Here is a 23276-nt window from a genome sequence, read left to right as displayed (position 1 = left end):
GTCCATCTGTGGACCCTATTTTATCCTCGACTATTAAAAAATCTCCCGCGGATTGCGCCGATTAGCGCTGATTTTACGACTATTGAATTTTGGGATTTGTTTTATCCGTGTTTGTCCGTGTCCATCTGTGGATCCATTTTTTTCAACAGCTTATAAAAATAGTCTCCCGCAGATTGCTCGGATAAGCGCTGATTTGATGACTATTGGTTGTGATATTTATTTTATCCGTGTTCATCCCTGTCCATCTGTGGACCCTATTTTATCCTCGACTATTAAAAAATCTCCCGCGGATTACGCGGATAGGCGCTGATTTTACTACTATTGATTTTGGAATTTATTTTATCCGTGTTTATCCGTGTCCATCTGTGGACCCTATTTTACCTGAAGTCTGAAAAAATAATCTCCTGTTGATTTTACAGATAATTGTCTTTTTCTCCCTTTTAGCACTAAGATTGCTATCAGCCAATAATGGAAGGATTAAAAGGTAAAACTAAATCTTCCCGAAAATTCGATAACTTAATAGCGAATACTAGCTACTACACATGGCAGGACAATCCTCGGTCAAAAAGATTTTTTCCGGATCGGTATGGGGCATTGCATCCAGGGTAATCGATGCTCTGGCAAAATTTGTGACCATTCCCCTTTTGGTGGGCTATTACGGCAAAGCCGACTATGGCTTGATTGCCCTGGCTTTTTCCCTGAATGCCTACCTGCGCCTGATGGACTTGGGCATGAACATCGGCTCCATCAGGTACTTTGCCATGTGGGAAGCAACATCCAAATACACCAAAATCTCCCGGGCTTCCCGGTCCAGCATGGTATTTTATGGATTGATCGGCCTGGTCAATGCCCTGATATTTGTCTTTATGGCCGACTTCGGAACGGAGTTTTTCAATATTTCCAAAGAGCAGGCCCCTACTTATCGCATCATGATGTATATCCTGGCCGCCAGTACGGTATTCAACTGGCTGTCAAATGTGGTCATCCAGCTTTTGAGCGCCAAAGATGAGTTGGGCTACGTCAACAGGGTAACGGTTATCAGCAGTGTCCTCAATTTCTTGGTAGCGCTGGCTGCCATCCACTTTCACTGGTCGCTGACGGTCTATTTTTTATGCTATACCTTATCCCTTCTGGTCGTTATTCCTTTTTATGTCCACCGCTTGAAGGTCTATCCTATCAGTATTCCCAAACTGCTCTCTCCGAAATGGGACAGAATGGCTTTCAAACAGATCATCGGCTACAGCTTGGCCATTTTTGCCATGGGGCTTTTCCAGTTTAGCGCCAATGAACTCCGTCCTATCCTGTTGGCCAAATTTGCCTCCGGAATCGATGTACTGACGGATTACCGGGTCATCCAGACCATCGCCAATCTGATCATGTCCTTTGGCAGCATATTCCTGCAGGTATTACTTCCTTCCGCTTCCAAAGCACACATAGAAAACGATCGGCCTAAAATGCAGAAAATGGTAGTAGAGGCCACGAGGTACATCTCCGTTTTTTTAACCTTGGTGGTTTTTGCCTTGATCCTCAATGCAGACAACCTTTTGACCCTTTATATGGGCCAGGAATACCTTAGCCTCAGCAAATGGCTGGTTCTTTGGCTTCTTACCGTCTTACTGTCCATGCACAATACTCCTGTTGCCAGCTTGGTACTTTCTTCCGGAAAAACCAAAGCCTTGGTGTACTCAGCAGCCGTAGGCTGCCTGATTTCTTTGCCCATGACTGCTGTACTGGCGGAAGAAATGGGGGTGGGGGCCGCGGTAGTAGGCTATCTGGTCTATATGCTCATTCAGATGGGCTTCTTTTATTTCTATTATATCCCCAAGGTCCTCCACCTTGACAGTAAAAAGATCTTCTTTGGTGGTTTTGCCCCCTCGCTCTTGGGCGCAGTTATTGCACTTGTATTGGCGGATCTGTTCGGAAGCCTTTTGGATATTGGCGATGCCTATCTTGAAATCTTGGTCAACTCCGCTGTATTTCTAGCGGTTTTCCTCATCTTTCACTGGATATTCGTCATCAAGGACTCCGATATTGATTACCTGAAAATCAAACTTTTGAACAAAAGAGAAAACAATGCAGCCGAATAATGCGGTAAAATTTTCCATTTGCATCCCTGCCTATAAGAGCAAGTTTCTGAAGGAATGCATTCAAAGCATTCTAGACCAGAGCGTGGAAGATTTTGAACTGGTGATCCTTAATGACTGCTCTCCTGAACCGGTTGATGAAATTATTGCCCAATTTGAGGACACAAGGCTACACTATGTTAAAAATAGCCAGAATGTGGGGGCATTGAACCTGGTGAACAATTGGAACAAGTGCCTTTCACTTGCCAAAGGGGAATACTTCGTCATCATGGGCGATGACGACCTGCTGGAACCTGATTACCTGGAGGAGTTTTCCAAACTGATCGCTTCCTACCCTGAACTTGGTGTCTACCACTGCAGAAGTAAAATCATTGATGACAGTGGCAAAACCTGGTTGCTTACCCCATCCTGCCCGGTATATGAAAATGTCTATGATAGTATCTGGCACCGGCTGAACCAGTTTCGGTCCAACTATATATCCGACTATATGTACAAAACCGAATCCCTGAGAAAGCAGGGAGGCTTTTATCACCTGCCTTTGGCCTGGGGATCAGACGACATCACTGCTTTCATTGCCTCTGCCGGAAAGGGCATAGCACATAGTAATAAGCCTGTTTTCAAATACAGAAGCCATGGCTTATCCATTTCCTCCATCACCAGCAACGGCCTGGCCAAGCTGGATGCTGACATGGGCTATGCCGCGTGGTTAAAGAATTTTCTTCAGGAAAATCCCAGTGACTATCAAAACCAAACCATTTATAAGCATTTGGTGGAAAACCAAGATCATTATATGCACCGAAGAAAAGTATTTACCATGACCAAAATCATGGCCGCTTCAGCGCTTCCCAACATCAGTGTCTGGCTCAAGCACCGAAAAAAATACGGTCTTACACTCAAAGACGTTTTTATGGCTGTCGCAAAAAGCCGCAACATGAGAAGATCCGTTAAATAAATCCCGCTATGCACATCATTTTTAACCCGGTAACAAACGAGGAGAACCAATACATCCAGATCATGGTCAGCCCCTTGAAAAAAGCAGGCTACCAAGTGCATAAGCTGGACACTATTTTCTCCAGCATCAAGCATTTCCGAAGGATCAAACTCGTCCACCTGAACTGGTTTGAAAATGTGGATGACAGCTCTTCCTTTAAAGCCCTCATCAGTTTTATGAGAAAAATGATCGTGTTGACAGCTATTCATCTTTTTGGAAAAAAACTGGTCTGGACCATGCATAACCGGGTATCCCACGAGAAGAAGACGGGAAATTTCAGTGAAAAGCTCAACCGGAAACTTATTCAATGGTCCGATGCCATCGTCATACACTGCAGCCTTTCCCAAAAGCTGCTCACCGACAGGAATCCTTCCCTTGCCCACAAAATCCATCATATTCCCCATCCGGATTTTATCGGATGCTACGGGCCATTTTCCGATAACCCGGAGACAACTGATAACAAGCTACGCCTCCTATTTATAGGTGCCATCAAACCCTACAAGAACATCGAACTACTCATAGAAAGTATAGGCCCTTTAGGAAAAGAAGTGGAACTGACCATCGCAGGCAAACCCAAAGATGAGCGATATCATAAGGTCCTTTCAAAACTAGCAGCCCCCTATCCGAACATTAACCTGCAATTGCAGTTCATTCCGGATGGGCTACTTCCCCTTTTGATAGGGAAGTCAGACCTACTGATCATGCCCTATGATCTGAAAAGCAGTCTGAATTCGGGCACAGCCATACTGGCGTTTTCTTACAAAAAAACGGTAATATGTCCTAAAATTGGCACATTGGTTGATATGGAAGAAGCGGAAAGGAACTTTTTCAGTTACCTCTACACCTCTGAGGAAGAGCATAAGCAGAAAATAACTGAAAAAGTCCAGGAAGCGATTTCATTGAAAAAGTCCGATTCCACTATCCTTCAGGAAATGGGCAATAATATGTTTGCCTTTGTCAGGGATCAAAACAATAAATTTCTGGTAGGAGAAAAACTGAAGGACCTTTACCGGTCAATCTTGGATTGACCTCATCCAAAACAGGACTTCCAAGACAGCATCTAAGTGTTTATGCAAGGCATGAAAATACTCTATATCAACTCACTTTATGCGCCACACATTCGGGGAGGCGCAGAAATCTCCCTGAAACTCCTCGTAGAAGGAATGCAAAGAAAAGGTGCGGAAGTGGCTGTACTCAGTATGGTACCTGAGGGTGGGTTGATGGAAGAAAAGGTGGAGGGGGTTAAGGTCTATCGGGCGGGCCTTCGAAACAGCTACTGGCCTTATGACAAAGAACACAAGCCTGCCCATAAGCGACTTCTTTGGCACCTGAAGGACAGGTCCAACCCCGACATGGGGAAATATGTCCGGCAGGTATTGGAAAAAGAAAAGCCCGATGTGGTTTCCTGTCATAACCTGGCTGGATGGTCTATTGCGGTCTGGGAAGAAATATCCCGTCTCCACATCCCTATTGTTCAGGTACTCCATGACATGTACCTGCTCTGCCCCAACAGCAATATGTACAAGGGCGATACCGTCTGCGATGGGATATGCTTGGAGTGTAAACTGCTCAGGGCAAACCATAAGTCCAAATCCCGTCTGGTGAGCGCTGTAGTGGGGATCAGCAAAAGCATATTGCAAAGGTTTATTGATCATGGTTACTTTTCCAATGCAAAAACCTATGTCATCCACAATACCCGGGACATCCCTTTTCCCGGCCTGCCGAGGAAACGTCAACCTGGTTCCCCTTTGAGAATAGGGTACCTAGGGACACTTTCCAAAATCAAAGGAATAGAGTGGCTTATGGAGTCATTTAAATCCAGAACCTACCAAGGAGCTTTGAAAATCGCCGGAAAAGGCAAGGCCGATTATGAAGCGGAGTTAAAAGGAAAAGCCGGGGATAAAGACATCCATTTCATAGGTTATGTCAAACCTGCCGAGTTCTTTGAGCAGATTGATGTACTGGTCGTACCTTCCTTATGGGAAGAACCCCTTGGAATGGTGGCCATAGAAGCCCTGGCGCATCACATTCCGGTCATTGCCAATCATGCCGGAGGGCTGAAAGAAACCGTAAAGGAAAATGGTAACGGCCTCTTTTGCCGTGCCTCCGCTCCCGGTTCTCTGAATGAAGCACTGGAAAAACTCAGTAATGACGTAGCCCTTTACAACAGGCTAAGTGCCTCGGCCAGGGATTCTGTTGCCGATATATTAAGCGAGGAAAGAATGCTGAAAGCCTATCAGCAGGTCATGGAAGAGGTAAGTCAAAAAGCCCTAAAGGAAACCAAATAATCTATGGCCGCTGCATTACCCAAAAGACCCGCTTTTTCCTTGGCCACAGTGGAGTGGAAAGGCTTTCAATTGGCCGAAATTGTCTTTTGCCTTGCGCTGGCTTCTACTTGCCTTCCGATAAAAATCTATCCCGCTGCCTTCTTACTTTCATCAGCAATATCCTATCTATCCGCGGAAAGAAAGTTTTTTCCGCAGTGGGCCATGGCCTTATCCGTTTTCAGTATCTATGCCCTCCTCAGCTTCCTGAGTGTATATGAGGGACAGTTTGGGATGCTTTCCAGCATCTTAAAGCTACTGATCAATTTTAGCTTTCTTTACTTTTCGGCCCTCTGGCTTGCTCAAAGAGACAATTCCAAGCTCCTACTTTTGCTCGACTTCACCCTTCATTTGCTCTTTTTACTCACACTGGCCCAGCTCTTGGTTTACCATCAGGCCTTGGATTTCAAGCTGATCACGGGAAGCAGTTCTTCTGGGCAGGCTAGCATGTTGTACAACACCAAACTGTTTTTCTGGGGATTGGATGATAAAAATATGTTTGGAGCAAGGATTGCCCTTTTGGGATTCATCTATATACTCCTTCCGGTGGTCCGACATCACCGCATTGCAGTGTGGCGCATGGTTTTCATTTTTATCCTTGCCTATCTTTCCCTGTCCAGGACGCCCATTGTGGCACTACTGATTGGTTGTGGCTACTTACTTTGGACGGCATCCACCAAAAAATACCGCATTCTCATGTTTGTGCTGCTCCTGGTGCTTATTCCTTTTGTTCTGGAAAAAATCATCCGGGTAAACCAGCTTACCGCTTCCAATGACGGCATGGGCGTCAGACTGGTGTATTGGACAGCTTTCTTTCAGCATTTCACGGAAATCTCCCCTTGGGGCAACGGTTTTATGAGTGCCCCTGCTTTCCTTTCCGAGCACGCCAGATTTTATCACGGCGAGCCCCATATCCACAATACCTTTATGACCGCCTATCTGGAAATGGGCATCATCGGCTTTCTTTCTTATACCCTTTTTCTGGGCTGCTTTATCAGGGACTGCCTGCGAAGAAATCGCCAGGTGTTGTTTTGGATAGCATGCTTTTTGCCCTTACTGGCCATTATGTGTATTCTTTATAGCGGATACGACAATGATATCGTCATGTATTTATCCATTTTATCCCTCTTTGGCACAATGGATCTTACAGATTTGAGGAGCACCAAAATAGGTATATGAAGCAGCAAAGAAAGGTTTTGATTGATGGTAGATGGGCAGGAGATACGGGCATCGGCCGTCTCTACAAGGAAGTGATACAGGCAGCTCCCTTGGAGGCTGATTGCACTTGGCTAAAGAACCAAACCGCGCTGGGAAGTGTATTGTCCCCTTTGGCATTGGCCAGGGAGATCAGCTCGTCCAATGCGGAAATATTCTACAGCCCCTCCTTTATGCCCCCACTCTATTCCAAGATCCCTTTTATTTTTACCATCCATGACCTGATGCACCTCTTCTATTATTCCACTTTCCATAAACTCTATTACCGGCAGGTGATTGCCAGACTGGCCAAAAAAGCCCATCAGATCATTACCGTTTCCCAATTCAGCAAAGAACAATTGGTCGACCTTCTGGGGATTCCGGATCATCTGATCACCGTCATTTATAATGGGGTGGATGAAGGATTTCTAAAAAACGAAGAAAGCCTCTCCATGGACAGGCCTTACTTTCTGTACATAGGCAACAGAAGAACCAACAAAAACCTTCCGGCAATGCTCAGGGCCTTTTCCCGGGCCCAGATACCTGAAGATTTCATTTTCGCATTGAGCGGAAAACCCGATCAGGAGCTCAACACATTAATAGACCAACTGGGCATCCAAAAAAGGGTGCGGTTTTTGGGATTTATCCCTGAGGATGACCTTCCCAAGCTGTACAAGGGAGCCTTTGCCACCCTCTTTGTCTCATTGATGGAAGGTTTTGGGCTTCCTGTGCTGGAGTCAATGGCCTCTGGCACCCCGGTGCTGACCTCCTCTGTCAGTTCCTTGCCGGAAATCGCCGGAGGAGCTGCACTTTGTGTGGACCCATTGGACACAGAAGCCATTCAGAACGGAATTGAAAGATTGTGCCAGGACCGCCCTCTTTATGAAGCCTGTGTTGAAAAAGGCAAACAGAGGGCCTTGGAATTTCCATGGGAAACCACCGCACAAAAAACCTGGAACCTCATCCTTTCATGAACACCCTAACTGATTTCAACCATGTCTAATACACTATTCGCCTCTTGCTTAACCCTCTACTTCCTCCTTATCGCAGGGGGATTTCCTGCATTTTCCATGCAAAGCCAGGGAAAAGCCATAAAAGTATGGAATGTCAAAGAAGAAGGCGCCCAAGGTAACGGCACTAACGATGATACCCAAGCCATACAGGCCATCATCAAAAAAGCAAGCCCGGGGGACACTGTCCTTATCCCCGAAGGCACTTATATCATCACCACCCTCGGCCTGGTTTCAGGAATAAACATCAAAGCTGAGGGCATTCTTCAACAAAAACTGGATACACAAGAGGAGTACAGCAAAAGCCGCCAAAATTCTTCTCAGCCATTGCTCAGAGGAAAAGATGTCCAGAACATCCATCTTTCCGTCCATGCCTCCTCCCTAAATGAAGGCATTTACCTTTCTGGCAGTAAAAATATTACCATCGCGAATTCCTCTTTTAAAGGGGATTCCACCAAGCTCCGGTCCTTTGCCGGAATATTGCTTTATAAATGTGAAAACATCACTGTTTCGCATTCCGGCATCCAAAACTTTGGAACAGACCGGCTTTACACTGACCATTACCAACCGGGAACCGGGATAAGGATACTTGAAAGCAAGGACATCAGTATTAGCCATTCTACCATTCAGCACAATGGTGAGAATGGGGTGTTTATCCACGGCAGCCCCGATATAGAAGTCAGCAACTGTGATATCTCATACAACGGGATGAGCGGCATTCAGCTGGCCTTTGGAAAAAGCGGATTGGAAAAAGACTACCGTTTTACCCATAATATCCTCAATAACAACGGCGGGGATGCCATTGACATCAATAACCGGATTTCCCAAAGCCCCCTGGCCATCCATGCCCTAATAGCTGATAACCAAAGTAAAGCGAATGGCTTTGTCAAGGATACCTCCACCCCTGATGGGTCGGGAATAGCCACTTTGGTCAATGTCTCCAAGGTGGAAGTAATGAATAACACTGCATACGACAATAACCGGCCCGCAGTATACCTGGAGGGGTGCGGTGAGATTCACCTAACGGGAAATACTGCTGACAACCAGGTGGAAATCGTGGGAGGCCTGAATGAGCTGACCATGATGGGAAACACTTTCGACAATATCACCTTTATCAATAATGTCCGGGCAGGCCGCATCTGCATTGAAAACAATCAGCTAAACACCCTTCATTTGCCAAACGGGATCTCCATAGATTCCCTGCAATTATTAAAAAATGAGATAAGCAATGCCCTGTTGAACTTCAACCTAAGCGGAACCATCAGTTTGACAGGCAATAAGCTCATCAGCAATGCCAAATCTCCAGCCATATTACTGGTAAAAGCCGATGCAGCGCTTTTGACCAACAATGAAATTTTGAGCCATCAATCCATGGGTATGGTCATTAGAAAAATGGCCCAGAATGTCCGTATCGTGAACAATACCATCCAAGCTAAGAATACCTGTATAACCGATGATGGCTCTCCTAACCTATTGATAAAGGGGAACAGGTTGACAGCCCTGCAGGGAGGTAACCATTTTCAGACCATCCGAAGTAAAAACCCCAACAACCTACAGCTGATCAACAACCAACATACCGGTAAAAGTAAAGCCCCAGTATTGGTCATGGAAGGAAAGGGCACTGCCAGTATGCAAGCAGAAAACATTATCCAAGGGGAAACCAATTTTGGGCAGGTAAAAGTAACAAAAGACAATTTGTAACCCGATCAAGCATGAAAATCAATCTTTTCATACCGACACTCAATGCTGGAGCAAAATGGCACAAGGCGCTGAAACAAATCGCCGTCCAATCGGTTTCCTTTAACCATAAAGTAATCATTGATTCCGGTTCTACAGATGGCACTTTGGAGGATCCTCTACTCCAAGATTTCACCGTTCTCAAAATAGACAAACGTAATTTTGACCATGGAGGGACCCGCCAATGGGCCGTCCAACAGTTTCCAGATGCGGATATTTTTGTTTTTCTTACACAGGATGCCATTTTGGCAAATCCGGATTCTGTCGAAAAACTGGTAAAAACCTTTGAAAACATGCCTAAGCTGGGTCTGGCCTATGGGAGGCAACTTCCTCATCTGGGGGCCAAAACACTGGAATCCCATGCAAGGCTTTTTAATTATCCTGCCCAGAGCGAAATCAGGAGCCTTGAAGATGCCGGCAAATACGGCATAAAAACCATTTCCTGCTCCAACTCCTTTGCTGCCTACCGTAAAACAGCTTTTTTCGAAGCGGGAGGTTTTCCCCAAGGGCTTATCTTAGGTGAGGACGTTTACCTGGCCGGAAAGATGCTATTGGCCGGATGGAAGATGGCCTATATCGCCGAGGCCGAGGTGTACCACTCCCATGACTATACCGTAAAAGAAGAGTTCAAACGGTATTTTGATATTGGGGTATTTCATGCTGAAAGTTCCTGGATATTCCAAAAGTTCGGAAGAGCTGAAAGCCGTGGCCTCCATTACCTGAAGTCGGAAATTGCTTATGCGGTTAAGAAGAATATCGGATCACTCCCTAAATCCCTGGCTTCTTTAATGGCCAAATGGTCCGGCTACAAAGTAGGTCTTTTGCACCACAAATTACCACCCAATTTAAAGCGGAATTTTTCGATGCATCCTAGGTTCTGGCGCTCCACACAGTGAGTAAAGCTTCCCCATATTTTTGTTTAAAAACACTGCCTCAGGCCCTCCAATCCCTGTTTTTGCCCCATTCACTTCTTGGCATATATGTTGGCCTAAAGTAATCAGGTTTATTACTGATTAAATAAGAAAACAATGGCTAATCATAATCAAGAAATCACTTATAATAGTGCCTTTCAAAACAGTAGTGTTATTCCGGATATGTTCTCCCTTTCTGATCTCATTATCAGAGATAGGGCGCAGGCCGGAAGGTTCCACATACAATTGGATGGAACCACTAAACTCCTAAAAAGAATCTTTGACATCGCCTTCTCAGCGAGCGTATTATTACTTGGCTTACCGGTGTACATCGCATTGATGCTTATCACCAAAATGAGTTCTAAAGGACCGGTTTTTTACAAACAGGAACGTATCGGGGAATACGGTAAGCCCTTTAATATCTACAAATTCAGGAGTATGTATGTCGATGCCGAGAAAAACGGACCACAGCTGACCACAGACAACGACCCTAGGATTACCAAATGGGGAAATTTCATGCGAAAAACGCATTTGGATGAAATCCCTCAATTCTGGAATGTACTTATAGGTGACATGTCCATCGTTGGGCCTAGACCTGAGCGGGAACATTTTATCAACCAAATTGTGAGTGTCTCCCCCAGCTATAAAAAGCTACAGGGCATCAAACCGGGAATTACTTCCATTGGACAGGTATATTACGGCTATGCAGAAACTGTTCAAGAAATGGTGGAAAGAATGAAATATGACCTACTTTACCTAACAGGGGTCAGCCTGAAAACGGACATTTATATCATCTACCAAACGGTAAAAGTAATGGCTTCAGGAAAAGGCCAGTAAAAAATAAACCAACTATACTTTAGTACCTGGCCACAGCCGCGCCGAATTGCCAACATTTGGATCTCTTGAAACCTTTCTATTTATGGTTCGAAAAACAGTCCAAACAAGGCAATTCGGCATTTTTTTTAGGCATACATGATGGGCAGCTGCAATGGAATATCGCTGATGAAATTTCAATTTTTTTTTTTCTGCGCTTATCTGCGCTATCAGCGGGCCATTATTATTAATTAAGTTAACCAGCTATGAACCACTTTTTTCGAGAGTTAAATCAACCTGAGTTCAATAGCTAAGCTTGAATTCATCAAAGCTTCCTTGCTGCCCGTTGGCCACAAACAAACCAGGCTTCACCCCCCACTGCCAAAAGGAAAGAAAATCCCCGGTAATTTCAGCACTTTCTCCATCTACAATTACTTGCTGCCATTTGTCTTCTGCGGTTTGGTAGGAAAACTGCACCTTATGACCTTCTTTAACTTCTGCTTTTAATCGGACAGTTGCTGATCTTGGCAGTTCCGATTTGCCCAGTTCCTTGTATACCCCGTTCCGCAACTCAAAAAGCACAAGCGCCCCATCCTTCAGTCCCAAGACTATTTGGTTATCAGAGGTGCCGTAAATCCCCAATCCCTTCATGACCTCCTCTTGGCTTTCCAGCGCTATCTCCACCTTATAGTCGGCTTTAAGAGGAATAACATTCAAGCCCACACCTGAACTCTTGGAATCATCTTTGGACTGTCCGGAAAGCCATAATTCTCCATTTTCAATTTTCACCTCTGGGGTATAACTGGCCAAATCCCATCTCCACCATTGATTCAACTCCCCTTCCTCAAAACGGTCATTGATTCCTTCGACCTGCGCTGCATGATCAGCCTGCATGAGTTCATTGACCTTAAAATAAGGCCAGCCCTTTTCTTCATCCCAATAAAAACTGCTCAGCAAAGCCGATCTTCCCATATAGGGGAATCCGTCCTTGGCATAGGCATGGTAAAGGTAATACCAGCCCCCTTGGTCAGTGCTGACCGGGGTGCCATGTCCCGGGCATTTCCAGGCTCCAAAATCGGTCAAAATGGGATTCCCTGAATACTTTTCCCATGGTCCCTCCATCTCTTTGGCCCGGGCTACTCCTACCTTGTAATCACAACCTCCGCCACAGCAGGCCGCTCCCGAGTACAACATATAAAAATAGTCCCCATTCTTGATGATAGACTGCCCTTCAATACCTCCCCGCTCCCAGCTTTCCGCTTCCGCAGTCACCACCTCAAACGCTTTTCCTTCTAGTTTCAAACCGTCTGCAGACAGTTTAGAACCCAATATCTGAATCGGCTTATCGGGATTCAGTCCATAGGCTTTCCATGTGACATACAGCTGCCCTTCCACTTCATTGACAAATGCATCAATACTTTCCGAACCCCATTCGATCAGCACGCCATGATCGGTAAATCCACTGTTGATGTCCTTGCTCGTAGCCACGCCAATACAGGAAATTCCGTCCTTTCTCCTCGCCGTATAATAGCAATAAAAGGTGCCGTCTTTATAATACAATTCTGGCGCCCAAAAACTGGAAACCGTCCAGTCCGGTGCCTCCATAAAGACATAACTGATAAATGACCAGTTCACCAGATCTTTGGAGGTATAGATCGGATAAATAGGCGCCCAGTCGTTGGAAGTCCCGCAGGCATAATAATCATCGCCCACTTTGATGACGGAAGGATCCGGAAATTCTCCTTGGATAACAGGGTTTTGAATGGTCATCTGCTCTTTCACCTCCTTGGTACTACAGGCCACCAAAAAAGCAATACACAAAAATAAAATAGGTCTTAACATAATAGGTTTATCGTTTTAGCAATAAAAATAAAGGTTTATATGGAAAATATCCGATTTATGGAGAAAAATAACTTAGGATGGTGGAGAAATAGATTTGACAGAAAAGACCTGAGGTCCCGAAGGCTTTGCTTATGGATAAAGAAAAGAAACAAAACCCTTACTTATTTGATTGATTTTCCTTAAACTCATTTTTTAATTTTCTAAGTATGTTTTCGCTAAAGCAAGCCATTAATAAACCATTCCATTTACTGCAGAATTCTTGGGAGAAGTCAGTTTTGATCGGCACCTGCGCTGGTTTCAGCATTCTTTTCATCAACCTCTACACTCCCTTTGATATCGATGATTGGGAGAATGACCAAGGAATCCGTCAATTTCTAAGGCTTTCTACCTTTGGCATGATAGGCGGTTTGTTTCTCGCCCTTTCCCAATTTGTGCTTCGGCCCATTCTTAAACTGAGAAAACTTACCATGGGCAACTTTGTCCTATGGACTTTCGGGGAGATATTACTCTTGGGATTCTTGTTCTTTCTGCTCTTCGGCAGTAAAAACAACGACTTTGCCTTGGAATACTGGACCAGTATAAAATATACTTTTCTCGGCCTGCTTATCCCCTACACACTTGCTATCGGTGCCATAATGATCTTCAAACAGCAAGAAGACCTGAAAAAGCTAAGTCCCAAAACTATCGGGGCCAACTTGGTCGGCTTTGTGGACGAATACGGTAACACCAAATTTTCACTAAAACCATCTGATATACTTTTTATCGAAGCTGCGGACAATTATTCCACCATCCATTATCTGGACGGGGAACTGGTCAAAAAGGAAATGATCCGGAATTCTTTAAAATCCCTGTCTGAACAATTGCAAGACCTTCCCGTCAAGCGGTGCCACCGTTCTTATATGGTCAATGTCCAAAAGGTAAAATTGGCTAAAAAGACTGCAGGAAAAGTATCGCTTCACCTGGAAGGAAGCCCGTCAATCATCCCTGTTTCCCGAAAGTTCATCCCTGACTTCAACAGCATGCTCAGCTAAGCGTGTCATTTGTCCCTAAATGCCTGCTTTGGCCACTAAATCAAGCATGGCATGCTTTCCACACCTACTTTTGAGCCATCATGTTTAACCAAAAAAATCTCATTATGAAAAAATTAGGTGCATTGTTGATCGTTCTTTTTTCCACCCTAGTGGCATTGTCTCAAGCCCATGCTGAGGACAATTCAAAAACCTATCAAGGCACTTGGGTCTACAAGTGCAGCGAAGCTCCCTATCCCTATCATGCCGGCACCCTAACCATCAGTGAAAAGAATAAAAAGACCGCTGTTAAGGTCACTTTTAATGATGGCCATTCCCTGTCTGGAAAAAACATAAGCATCAAGGACGGAAAATTGTCTTTTGAAATCTGGGTAGAGGGCAACGTAACAAAGACTACTTTGGAAAAGAAAGGAGAAAATCTGGTCGGCAAAGTAAGTTCTTCAGAAGGCCCCATGAGTCTAACAGCCAGCAAGAAGGTAAGCGAGAAATAAAAATCAGGCCGGTAAAACTTAAATAGGCTAAGGGATTTCTCACCCTTAGCCTATTTTTTTTGATTCAAACATTTTCAGATGGTGGTGTCCAGAAAAAAAAGAACGTTAAGTTTCAAGCGCAGTTCAAACCAATGCCAAGCAATTTTACTAAAAAAACATGAAGGCATTAAGGTTGGCTTTCCTTAATACCTTAATGGTTCAAAAAGAAACTAAAGGTGCTTGAGAAAGACGCTTAAGAAAATTGAAAACCGCTACTCGGACTCCATTCCAACTTCAATCCAATATCAGACACTTATGTTTCTAAACATTAAGGCATTTAGAACATTGAGGCTGATCCACTTAATTTCCTTAATAGCTTAATGGTTCAAAAAGAAACTAAAGGTGCTTGAGAAAGATGTTTAAGAAAATTGAAAACCACTACTCGGACTCCATTCCAACTTCAGACACTTATGTTTCCAAACATTAAGGCATTAAGAACATGAAGGCTGATCCACTTAATTTCCTTAATAACTTAATGGTTCAAAAAGAAATCTTTATTGCTTTAGATCAAAAGAAAGCACATAAGCAGCCATAGCCTTGGCGTCTTCTTCTTGTAGCTTTGGATGTGGTGGCATGACCGGATCTCCCCAAATACCCGTACCACCTGAGATCACTTTTCTGGCCAACAAATTCACATAGACTTTATTATTGGGGTACCTTTTGGCAATATCCAAAAACGAAGGCCCCTTACCGACACTTTCCTCCCGATGACATTCGTAGCAATCAGCGTATGAAATCAAGACTTTACCCCTTTGGATCAATGCTGAATCGATGGGTTCATCTTCACCCGGAACTATAAAAAATTCTTTTTTCTTTAATTCTTCCGCTTCACCCTGCTTATTTTCGCTTCTTTCCGAGTTACAGGCAGGCAGCAAAAGCAGTACAGCAAGATAAAAGGTTAACTTTCTGATTATTATGGAATGGAGATGGATCAGCATGAAGGAGCAAGTAAACTGCAAGGCGCTATTTACAAGTAAAGATAATCAAATCCCCACTTTCCCTGAAGTTTAGGAACAGCCCGGCATCTTCAATATCTCCATGTGGGACTCATAAAATATTCTTAGAACACCATAAAGGCCCCAAAAATGGCAGCTAAAATAGACAGGATAAACGGTAAAATGACAAAACATCCTGTCAGAGCAGAAATCACCAAACCTGCGATGGCCATTACGGGTTTTGGCTTAAACACGCCAATTAAGGATAAAATAAATCCCACTGCCCAAACCAACCACCCAAAAAAGGGAAGCCATCCCAGGAATATCCCCAATATGGAAACCACCAATCCTGCAGTTCCTATCCCATTGGAAGTGACGGGATCTTGTGAAAAAATTACTTTTTGCCCAAATTGATTTTGTGGATCCGGTATCATAATAACTCCTTTTGCTTTTCACCAGCTATATCAGCCCTACTCCATAGGTCTTTTGCTGGTAAATAAAGTATTCAAAAATCAGCATTCATTTGAATTTGTGACTCCAGTTGTCATATACAAACAAACGAATCCATAAACCTACTAAATCCTATAAAACAAAAAAATACCCCATCTGGGGTATTTTTATCCTATTGATTAAATCCGTAAACAGTTCTTATCAAATCAAGCCTACTCCCATTTTGCCCAAATGAGAGCCAAAGGCCAAGATCAAGCATGAAATAACAGCCCCTACTCCGATGGCCATAAAGGACTGCGTTCTCGGCAGCTTAAAGATATAAGCAGCAATTGTCCCCATATACACTCCGGTAAATGGCAAAGGGATCATCACGAACACCATCAAGCCCCAAAATCCGTATTTCTGGATTTTGTCCCCTACGCCACTCTTTGCCCTTCTCATCAGCTTGACCGATTGGTTTTTATACAGCCTATATTGCCAAAGCTTTTCATTAAATGTATCTATGAGAAACATCAGCACAGGAAAAACCAGTAGGTTGCCCACCAGCCCCACCACCAAGGCAATCATCGGATCCAAGCCATTGATCACTCCGTAAGGAATGCCCACCCTGGATTCCCCAAACGGAGATATGCTCAACAAAAAGGTATGAAGAATAATATATATCATTTTTAATTGGAATAGATCATTAGGAATAAATCAACAAGCAATGATTTGCTCCGCGTCTCTAAAAGCGGTCATTCTTGCAATTACTAAACAATAAGTGAATTATTAGGGAATAAGTTCAGCACTGTGGTGGAGCCCTCCCTTCAAAAGTGTAATAAGTTTGGGACAAAGGAACTTGGATATCCCTCAATGAATAGTCAAAATGATAATCCTGCCCTAGCAAAATAAACGCTTTGGCCTTCATCAAAAAGTTCTTGACCGTATGATGTTCATCATCCAGCAAGTCTTGATTTTCTTCCCGCTGAGCCTGCCTAAAGGAAGTGAGGTCTTTGCAAAGATGCCCCTTTTCTCCCCAAATTCCCGATGGACAAGCTTTATCACTGCTACTAACAGTCCTTTGCTCCATTTCTTCAAGGAGCAAAGTCACCATTATCAGCAAAAACATACTCATCACTATTTTGGCAAACTGTCGCATCGCGGCAAATTTAGAACATTTTAGTATTGTTCCCGGTGGAATCCCCAGAAATCTTGCGGATTTCCTTTCTCAAGGATAGTGCCATTTTTTTCCTTCTTCCTCCGGTACTTGACATTCATGTTTAATTGTGGTCTCCCATTGACAATGAGACGGTTATTGGGTGAATAAGTTATGGATTCATTGGATGATCAGAACTGTCTATTCTTCTAAACCACCTGCCATTTAGTCAGTCACCGCCCTTCCAAATTCACCCAAGACGCCATGCGGTTTGGTTAAACAAAAAAACTCCCGGCATTTTACCGGGAGCTTGCTGGATATTTTTCTACCTTTTGTTCATTGCCGCTGTCCTCACTCCTTCCACATCGTCAGGTGCTATGGCCAGGGGAGTTCCTAAGAGATCAGCCCCATCAGAAGTAATGACAAAATCCTCTTCCACCCTAATGCCTCCAAAATCCCTATAGGATTCCAACTGTTTGTAATTGATGAATTCATCGTGTTGTCCGGAAGCTTTGTACATATCGATCAGTTCAGGAATGATATAAATGCCCGGTTCCACCGTGAGCACATTTCCCACTTCTAGTGCTTTGCCTAAACGAAGTGACTTCAGCCCAAATTCAGTGGATTTTTTCAATTTTGAAGTGTATCCCACATATTGTTCACCCAGGTTTTCCATATCATGCACATCCAGTCCCATCATATGTCCCAGACCGCATTGGAAAAACATGGTATGCGCCCCAGAAGCTACGGCTTCTTTGGTATCTCCTTTCATCAATCCAACCTCTTTGAGTCCTTCCACCAGCTTTTCTGCTGCCAATAAGTGGACATCCTTAAACTTGACTCCCGGCTTCAAAGAAGTCACCGCAGCACGGTGCGCACGATAGACCACTTCATACAATTCTCTTTGCCGAGGGTTGAAGTGACCTGTCACCGGAAATGTTCTGGTCATGTCCCCGGCATAAAATTCGGGGGATTCGGCACCACAATCAAACAAGACCATGTCTCCTTCACTCAGTGTGTTGCCATAGTAGTGATTGTGAAGCGTCTGTCCATTTATGGTCGCTATAGGAGGAAAGGACAGGGAGACATTATTGCCCCTTGCAATTTTGTTGGCAATGGCCACCAAATCATGCTCCTTCATTCCGGGCTTAGTGGCTTCCATCACCGCCAGATGTAAGACCGAAGTAATGGAAACAGCCCGCTCAAGCTCTTCGAGCTCTTCCTCGGACTTGATATTCCGTTGCGCGGCTACTGCCTTAATAAAGGGAACAGAAGCCATATCCTTTACCTCTTCGACAGACTTCCCTAGTATCTCCCTTAATTTTAACACATGCTCTGCCCGATAAGGTGGTAAAACATGGCTGTCTGCTCTCAGCACTTTGGACAGCTGACTCAAGGGAGCCGTATGGACCACTCCCACTTGCTCTCCCAAAGCCGCAATGGTGGGCTGGGGACCCGTCCAGACAATATCGTCTATCTCATAGTCGTTTCCGAAAATATAATCCTTATCCTCGTCACAGTCGATCACTGCCACCAAACCTGGCAAAGAAATACCGAAGTAATAAAGGAAGGTACTGTCCTGTCGGTAAGGATACCAGTTGTGTGCAAAATTGATGCTTGCTTCATCGTTGCCTAGAAACAGCAGTTGACCACTCCCCATTTTTGCTTTGAGCTTGGCCCTTCTTTCTATGTATATATCTCTATTGAACATTATATATGGGACAATTAAATAAAATAACAGTTCACAAATGTCCGAAAGTATTTGGCCACAACAAAAAAAGGAGCCGTCTTTTCTTGACAGCTCCCTTTGCTATTTGGACCCTCTACTTTTTTTGGCTGTATGCCCTTTAGGATACGGGGTTATTGAGTTACTTTTTCAATAAGTCATTCGATAATAAGTCATTTTGTATGACATTCATCACTCACTATTGGGCATTATAAATTAACCTTAAGGCCTCCGGAAAAACAGCTTTCCGGTGACCTGCCGGATTTTCATCCAAGCTTAAGGATTAACCTTGACCTATCAGTTAAACAGTTAACCGATTCTGCAATTCATCGCCCAACACTGCCGACCAATTTCCCCCCTTTACTCTTAATAACACCCTATTTTGAGGACTCATTACCCCCACTTACTATCCAATAGTTAAGATGGCCCGAAGGGGTTTCCAGCACAACTTTATACACCGATGACCGGGTTCCCTGCAAGGAAAAACTTGCCTTCTCTGCTTCCACATCCACCTCGCCCATATACCAGTAATTGTCCAGGCCACCTTCCTTGAAATGATTGGTCGTGGAAAGCCAGATCCTTGCCTTTTCCCCCTTGGAATAAGCTTTCCACTTCATGGTGATTTCATCATTCGTCAAGGCAGCTTTTAAGTCAGCGGCGTCTACCCTACCAATAAAGGGCACCCCATCCAGCTCCATGGCATGTTTCTTCGGTATCTCCAAACCAAGATGATTGGCCATAGAAGGCAAAATATCCACCATCTCAGGCACTGCCTCGAAATGAGCATTGGTATTTGCGGCATTGGTAGCAATCCAAATCATCCTTTCACGTTCGCTATGCCCCCCATGGTCAAAGCCATTCTCACTCCTGCCATGGTCAGTGGTAATCACCATCAACCAATCTTCCTCAAAATGGGTCTCACGGAATTTTATCGCCTCCCAAACCCTTCCGATTTGTACATCTGCCTTCTTTACCCCGTCTATCATCTGGGGACTGTTCCCGTACTTATGCCCCATATCATCAGAATACTCCAAATACATCCACGAAAGGTCCGGAGCCTCCGACTTGATATGGCGGGCAGCTTCTTTGGACACCGTCTCGTCAATCAAATGAATATACATCCTTTCATCATCATGGGGATAGTTGAGACTGTCCAGCTCGAAACCATCAAAGAAATAATCAAAGGTAAAATTCCCCGTTTCAGGCAGGTTGGCCCCTACCAGTTTGGTACGGTTATCCAGCCAAGTTGAATATATCGCCGTCTTTTTAGTCGGATGGGCTTCTTTAAAAAGCCTAAAAATGGTGTGGTAATTATAATTCGGCTTCTTGATGGAATTGCCCCAAACATTGTGCTTGTTCACCCAGGTTCCGGTCAGCAAGGTATTGTAGCCTACGGCTGAAATGGTGGGGGTCTGGCTGTAAGTCCCCACATCCCCGCCCATGATGGCTTTGGCAAAACCTCCTTCCGCTATCACTTTATCCAAATTGGGAGTGTCGACGCTATCTATAACATCAGCAGGAATCCCATCTACTATAACAAAAATTGCTTTTTTGACTTTTTCCTGCGCTGTACCCTGAAAAGCTACATGGAAGAGCAGCGCTATAATTAATAGTTTTTTCATCAGTTAATTAAATTTAAACTTTGTCCAGACAAAACCATGGTCTGAGGGAAAATTGAATACCTTTCCCTGGTAGTGAAAAGGTTGATTGAAATCTACCTTGTGCACTTCTGATTCCATGACCTCAAGTCGATCTCCTTTGTACAGGAGGTAATCAATCCGGTGGTCATCCTTCTTATCGGGCATTCCCCAAGAAATCCCTGGATGAGAAAGTGGATTCGGATTTACTTCACGAAAACTGTCCTTAAGACCAGCATTTTCAAATTGAGAGCTTGTCCACCAAGACACTACTTTTTCCCCATGCAGCCCCTTTGTCTCTTCTGTCCAATCCAAGTGTGACCACACATTAAAGTCCCCCCCAAGAATTACAGGGGTCTTTTCCGTATTATGTAAATAGGGCCCAAGATGCTCCAGAATGGTAGTCACCTCCTTTTCTCTAGTTCCAGATTTTTCCCAGGCCACCAACTCCTCTGAACTCTTATCCATCAAATGGGGCTGGTCATGCCAAGGCTGGTAATTGAGCCATGTGTCAAAAAACAACAACTTCTTGCCCTGGCCCAAATCTATTTGCACCCCACCAATATTGAAATAATGGTAGAAATCTATGCGCTCTAGAATGGGAAAGCGGCTCAAAACCGAAAGGTTTACCCTAGGATCATCCTCTGCCGTCCCAGGCTCAGCAATCAAATGGAAGTGGTAACCAAGCTCATCCGCTATCCGCTTTCCGGAACCGTACGTTTCGATCATCAAAACCACATCTGCCCCCGAGGCCTTGATAATTCCTATTACATCCTCCACTCCGTCTCTTCCGATGTTTTCACTCTTTCCTCCATGCCAAATATTCCAGACCATAACCGAAAACTCGGTTCCTGAACCTGGTGCTTTTTGGCATGCGCAAAAAGACATCAATCCAACCAGTAAAAAGACCAAGCCTCTAACTATCATCATATATCTAACCCGTTCAAAATGAAACACCAAATGGCTTGATCTAACAGTAGATAAGCCATTTGAATGTTAAATTGGATCATTTACTCCCAACCGAAAATCTGTTCAAGATTAGGGTTAAGGGTCACTTGCTGAATAGGAATAGGACGGTAGTAATACTTTGGTTCCATAAAGTTCCTCTCTTTAATGTCTGTCACCATAGTTCCACCGCTTTCGCCATTTTTCAAATAAACATCTACACTTTCTCCAAAGGCCCCAGCTTTGTAGTAAATCAGGGTTTCTCCCAAGCTATTCTTCTCCTTGTTCTCACCGGTAGGAATATCAGTATCCTTTCCCACTAGGATAATATCCTCTATTCCGTCACCTGTCATATCATATTTGCCCAAACCGGCAAAGTACATTCCTTCAGGGATATTTTCCAATAGCTTACCCGCATTCCATCTCATCAGATCATCATATCGGTAACCTTCAAGGGCAAATTCTACTCTTCGTTCCCTTCTTATCTCCAACAGCACCCCTGTATTTTCTCCGCTCACATTAGGATATTTAGCTGTCAAGAACCCATCCGGATTCGCATTGGCAGCAGCCATATCCAAATCTGGAATGCCTGCCCGATCCCTCAACAGGTTAACTGATATATCCAGATCCCCTTGGTTAAGCTCATTCAGTTCCGCCTTGGCTTCCGCATAAGTCAACAATATCTCCGCATATCGATAAACCGGGAAATCTAATTCCCGTTGATCATTGGAAACACTAGTATTGGGATATCCTTTTCTCTGGTGATAGCCCGTAAAGTTTTTGTTCAAAGCCTGAACATACTGGGTAGGCTCAGCTCGACGGATCCAGCCAGGATAAACAAATGTCTGCATCAAGCGAGAATCCCTGCTTTGAAACTCCTCCACAAAGCCCATAGTCTCATGTCCCGGAATATCGGTAAACCGGCTTCCATCAGCCATAAGGTAACTCTTTACCAAATCTTTGGAGGGAGATTGCTCATAATCCCCAAACAAGGTCCCGCCGTCAAAACCCCATCGGTCCTTACTTGTATCATACAGGTTTGCCAAGATCACCTCAGGATTGTTAAGAAGGTTCTCGCTGTTAAATAAGGCCAGATAATCTCCATGGACAGAAAAATTCCCTGAATCCATGATCTCTTTGGCGACATCCCTGGCTTTTTGAAAAAACCCTTTGGAGGTGTTCTCCAGCCCCAATTCACCATGGTATTTTCTGTATGTACCTTCATAAAGTGCCACACGGGCATAAAATGTCTTTACAGCCCAAACATCAGGTGTGCCGGAAGGCACCAAATCTCTTACATTCTCTGCTGCATATTCCAGATCCACCATGATGTTTTCCATTACAAGTTCTCTTGGATCACGAGCCTTATAAAGCGCTTCATCAGAAGGGTTCAGGGTAGTTTCATACCAAGGCACATCCGAATACCTTCTGACCATGTCATAGTAAAATTGGGCCCTGTAAAATCTGGCAAGCCCTGCAAAGTGGGCCTTAGCCTCTTCTGAGGCTTCTGCTTGTTCATAATTATCTAAAAAATAATTGATATTTCTTAATCTTCCCCAACTCCATCCGCCAGTAATGGTTTGAGAACTTGGACTGCCGATCATCATACTCTTGATTTCCACAGCAGCCGTAGTCGCCATATTATCACTGCTTTGGTCACCGTGATAAGCCCCCCATGGGCTTTCCAGTGAAAGAAGTCCATTTACATATAGCTCCAGGTCTTGTTCACTTTTGAAAAACGCCTCCGGCGCTACTGAGGTCTGCGGATACCTATCCATAAAATCCTCATTACATGCGCCCAATGCCAACATGGCGCTCAATAATATGATGTATTTTTTCATGATCTTAATCATTCTAAATACAAATCGATGTCTACACCAAAGGCCATTTTTCTCTGAAAAGGATAAGCCCAGGAACTTCCCGTATTCACTGCTTCTGGATCTACGAACTTCTTGATCGAAGAAAATTCATAGAGATTCTCCCC

20 protein-coding genes are annotated in these 23276 nt (G+C 44.2%); 12 read left to right on the top strand and 8 right to left on the bottom strand.

Features of this window, described 5'->3' with window-relative positions:
* Positions 1-542: 542 nt before the first annotated feature.
* The 9 genes from ACYVAA_RS17330 to ACYVAA_RS17290 all read left to right on the top strand — a co-directional run bounded on the left by ACYVAA_RS17330 (position 543) and on the right by ACYVAA_RS17290 (position 11088).
* A complete protein-coding gene (locus tag ACYVAA_RS17330) occupies positions 543-2087 on the top strand; it encodes a lipopolysaccharide biosynthesis protein (protein WP_460544100.1) in 1545 nt (514 codons plus the stop codon).
* Positions 2074-3036, top strand: a complete 963-nt coding sequence (locus ACYVAA_RS17325) for a glycosyltransferase family 2 protein (protein ID WP_460544098.1) — start codon at positions 2074-2076, stop codon at positions 3034-3036. The genes ACYVAA_RS17330 and ACYVAA_RS17325 overlap by 14 nt, the downstream gene beginning before the upstream one ends.
* An 8-nt stretch (positions 3037-3044) precedes the next feature.
* Entirely contained in the window at positions 3045-4103 is a 1059-nt protein-coding gene (locus tag ACYVAA_RS17320) for a glycosyltransferase (protein ID WP_460544096.1), read from the top strand.
* Positions 4104-4154: 51 nt separating this feature from the next.
* On the top strand, positions 4155-5363 hold the full coding sequence (locus ACYVAA_RS17315; RefSeq protein ID WP_460544094.1) for a glycosyltransferase family 4 protein: 1209 nt from the start codon (positions 4155-4157) through the stop codon (positions 5361-5363).
* 3 nt (positions 5364-5366) lie between these two features.
* Entirely contained in the window at positions 5367-6578 is a 1212-nt protein-coding gene (locus ACYVAA_RS17310; RefSeq protein ID WP_460544092.1) for an O-antigen ligase family protein, read from the top strand.
* Positions 6575-7567 carry a glycosyltransferase family 4 protein gene (locus tag ACYVAA_RS17305; RefSeq protein WP_460544090.1) on the top strand — a complete coding sequence of 331 codons (993 nt, stop codon included), beginning with the start codon at positions 6575-6577 and terminating at the stop codon, positions 7565-7567. The genes ACYVAA_RS17310 and ACYVAA_RS17305 overlap by 4 nt, the downstream gene beginning before the upstream one ends.
* 21 nt (positions 7568-7588) lie before the next feature.
* Positions 7589-9304 (top strand): right-handed parallel beta-helix repeat-containing protein, encoded by a 1716-nt coding sequence (locus ACYVAA_RS17300; RefSeq protein ID WP_460544088.1) that lies wholly within the window; start codon positions 7589-7591, stop codon positions 9302-9304.
* 11 nt (positions 9305-9315) lie between these two features.
* Positions 9316-10236, top strand: a complete 921-nt coding sequence (locus ACYVAA_RS17295) for a glycosyltransferase family 2 protein (RefSeq protein WP_460544086.1) — start codon at positions 9316-9318, stop codon at positions 10234-10236.
* 132 nt (positions 10237-10368) lie between these two features.
* Positions 10369-11088 (top strand): sugar transferase, encoded by a 720-nt coding sequence (locus tag ACYVAA_RS17290; protein WP_460544084.1) that lies wholly within the window; start codon positions 10369-10371, stop codon positions 11086-11088.
* 279 nt (positions 11089-11367) lie between these two features.
* Here the strand turns inward: ACYVAA_RS17290 and ACYVAA_RS17285 are convergent, their stop codons facing one another.
* Complete coding sequence (locus ACYVAA_RS17285) at positions 11368-12906, bottom strand: family 43 glycosylhydrolase (RefSeq protein ID WP_460544082.1); 1539 nt, start codon at positions 12904-12906, stop codon at positions 11368-11370.
* A 206-nt stretch (positions 12907-13112) separates the two neighbouring features.
* Here ACYVAA_RS17285 and ACYVAA_RS17280 point away from each other — a divergent pair, with 206 nt between their 5' ends.
* Complete coding sequence (locus ACYVAA_RS17280; RefSeq protein WP_460544080.1) at positions 13113-13937, top strand: LytTR family DNA-binding domain-containing protein; 825 nt, start codon at positions 13113-13115, stop codon at positions 13935-13937.
* 104 nt (positions 13938-14041) lie between these two features.
* Positions 14042-14425 (top strand): hypothetical protein, encoded by a 384-nt coding sequence (locus ACYVAA_RS17275; protein WP_460544078.1) that lies wholly within the window; start codon positions 14042-14044, stop codon positions 14423-14425.
* Between the two features lie 533 nt (positions 14426-14958).
* Here the strand turns inward: ACYVAA_RS17275 and ACYVAA_RS17270 are convergent.
* Positions 14959-15402: a c-type cytochrome gene (locus ACYVAA_RS17270; RefSeq protein ID WP_460544076.1), complete on the bottom strand. Its 444-nt coding sequence runs from the start codon at positions 15400-15402 to the stop codon at positions 14959-14961.
* Positions 15403-15549: 147 nt separating this feature from the next.
* Here ACYVAA_RS17270 and ACYVAA_RS17265 point away from each other — a divergent pair, with 147 nt between their 5' ends.
* Positions 15550-15813, top strand: coding sequence for a hypothetical protein (locus tag ACYVAA_RS17265; protein WP_460544074.1), 264 nt, complete (start codon positions 15550-15552; stop codon positions 15811-15813).
* 237 nt (positions 15814-16050) lie between these two features.
* On the opposite strand, the gene ACYVAA_RS17260 is transcribed toward ACYVAA_RS17265, so the two are convergent.
* The 6 genes from ACYVAA_RS17260 to ACYVAA_RS17235 all read right to left on the bottom strand — a co-directional run bounded on the left by ACYVAA_RS17260 (position 16051) and on the right by ACYVAA_RS17235 (position 23133).
* Positions 16051-16515 (bottom strand): COG2426 family protein, encoded by a 465-nt coding sequence (locus ACYVAA_RS17260; protein WP_460544072.1) that lies wholly within the window; start codon positions 16513-16515, stop codon positions 16051-16053.
* A 115-nt stretch (positions 16516-16630) separates the two neighbouring features.
* Positions 16631-16987: a hypothetical protein gene (locus tag ACYVAA_RS17255; RefSeq protein ID WP_460544070.1), complete on the bottom strand. Its 357-nt coding sequence runs from the start codon at positions 16985-16987 to the stop codon at positions 16631-16633.
* Between the two features lie 322 nt (positions 16988-17309).
* Complete coding sequence (locus tag ACYVAA_RS17250; protein WP_460544068.1) at positions 17310-18695, bottom strand: aminopeptidase P family protein; 1386 nt, start codon at positions 18693-18695, stop codon at positions 17310-17312.
* Between the two features lie 392 nt (positions 18696-19087).
* Positions 19088-20332 (bottom strand): alkaline phosphatase family protein, encoded by a 1245-nt coding sequence (locus ACYVAA_RS17245; protein WP_460544066.1) that lies wholly within the window; start codon positions 20330-20332, stop codon positions 19088-19090.
* A gap of 3 nt (positions 20333-20335) precedes the next feature.
* On the bottom strand, positions 20336-21277 hold the full coding sequence (locus ACYVAA_RS17240; RefSeq protein WP_460544064.1) for an endonuclease/exonuclease/phosphatase family protein: 942 nt from the start codon (positions 21275-21277) through the stop codon (positions 20336-20338).
* 80 nt (positions 21278-21357) lie between these two features.
* Positions 21358-23133: a RagB/SusD family nutrient uptake outer membrane protein gene (locus ACYVAA_RS17235; RefSeq protein WP_460544062.1), complete on the bottom strand. Its 1776-nt coding sequence runs from the start codon at positions 23131-23133 to the stop codon at positions 21358-21360.
* Between the last annotated feature and the right edge of the window lie 143 nt (positions 23134-23276).

The sequence above is a fragment of the Echinicola sediminis genome, from assembly GCF_054777495.1.
The sequence above is the reverse complement of the archived record's forward strand: the minus strand, read 5'-3'. Positions and strand labels throughout refer to the sequence as shown.

Bases quoted from the DNA above. Each gene is read 5' to 3' on its own strand.
- ACYVAA_RS17330 (WP_460544100.1), top strand. From the start codon at position 543: ATGGCAGGACAATCCTCGGTCAAAAAGATTTTTTCCGGATCGGTATGG.
- ACYVAA_RS17325 (WP_460544098.1), top strand. From the start codon at position 2,074: ATGCAGCCGAATAATGCGGTAAAATTTTCCATTTGCATCCCTGCCTAT.
- ACYVAA_RS17320 (WP_460544096.1), top strand. From the start codon at position 3,045: ATGCACATCATTTTTAACCCGGTAACAAACGAGGAGAACCAATACATC.
- ACYVAA_RS17315 (WP_460544094.1), top strand. From the start codon at position 4,155: ATGAAAATACTCTATATCAACTCACTTTATGCGCCACACATTCGGGGA.
- ACYVAA_RS17310 (WP_460544092.1), top strand. From the start codon at position 5,367: ATGGCCGCTGCATTACCCAAAAGACCCGCTTTTTCCTTGGCCACAGTG.
- ACYVAA_RS17305 (WP_460544090.1), top strand. From the start codon at position 6,575: ATGAAGCAGCAAAGAAAGGTTTTGATTGATGGTAGATGGGCAGGAGAT.
- ACYVAA_RS17300 (WP_460544088.1), top strand. From the start codon at position 7,589: ATGTCTAATACACTATTCGCCTCTTGCTTAACCCTCTACTTCCTCCTT.
- ACYVAA_RS17295 (WP_460544086.1), top strand. From the start codon at position 9,316: ATGAAAATCAATCTTTTCATACCGACACTCAATGCTGGAGCAAAATGG.
- ACYVAA_RS17290 (WP_460544084.1), top strand. From the start codon at position 10,369: ATGGCTAATCATAATCAAGAAATCACTTATAATAGTGCCTTTCAAAAC.
- ACYVAA_RS17285 (WP_460544082.1), bottom strand. From the start codon at position 12,906: ATGTTAAGACCTATTTTATTTTTGTGTATTGCTTTTTTGGTGGCCTGT.
- ACYVAA_RS17280 (WP_460544080.1), top strand. From the start codon at position 13,113: ATGTTTTCGCTAAAGCAAGCCATTAATAAACCATTCCATTTACTGCAG.
- ACYVAA_RS17275 (WP_460544078.1), top strand. From the start codon at position 14,042: ATGAAAAAATTAGGTGCATTGTTGATCGTTCTTTTTTCCACCCTAGTG.
- ACYVAA_RS17270 (WP_460544076.1), bottom strand. From the start codon at position 15,402: ATGCTGATCCATCTCCATTCCATAATAATCAGAAAGTTAACCTTTTAT.
- ACYVAA_RS17265 (WP_460544074.1), top strand. From the start codon at position 15,550: ATGGCAGCTAAAATAGACAGGATAAACGGTAAAATGACAAAACATCCT.
- ACYVAA_RS17260 (WP_460544072.1), bottom strand. From the start codon at position 16,515: ATGATATATATTATTCTTCATACCTTTTTGTTGAGCATATCTCCGTTT.
- ACYVAA_RS17255 (WP_460544070.1), bottom strand. From the start codon at position 16,987: ATGCGACAGTTTGCCAAAATAGTGATGAGTATGTTTTTGCTGATAATG.
- ACYVAA_RS17250 (WP_460544068.1), bottom strand. From the start codon at position 18,695: ATGTTCAATAGAGATATATACATAGAAAGAAGGGCCAAGCTCAAAGCA.
- ACYVAA_RS17245 (WP_460544066.1), bottom strand. From the start codon at position 20,332: ATGAAAAAACTATTAATTATAGCGCTGCTCTTCCATGTAGCTTTTCAG.
- ACYVAA_RS17240 (WP_460544064.1), bottom strand. From the start codon at position 21,277: ATGATGATAGTTAGAGGCTTGGTCTTTTTACTGGTTGGATTGATGTCT.
- ACYVAA_RS17235 (WP_460544062.1), bottom strand. From the start codon at position 23,133: ATGAAAAAATACATCATATTATTGAGCGCCATGTTGGCATTGGGCGCA.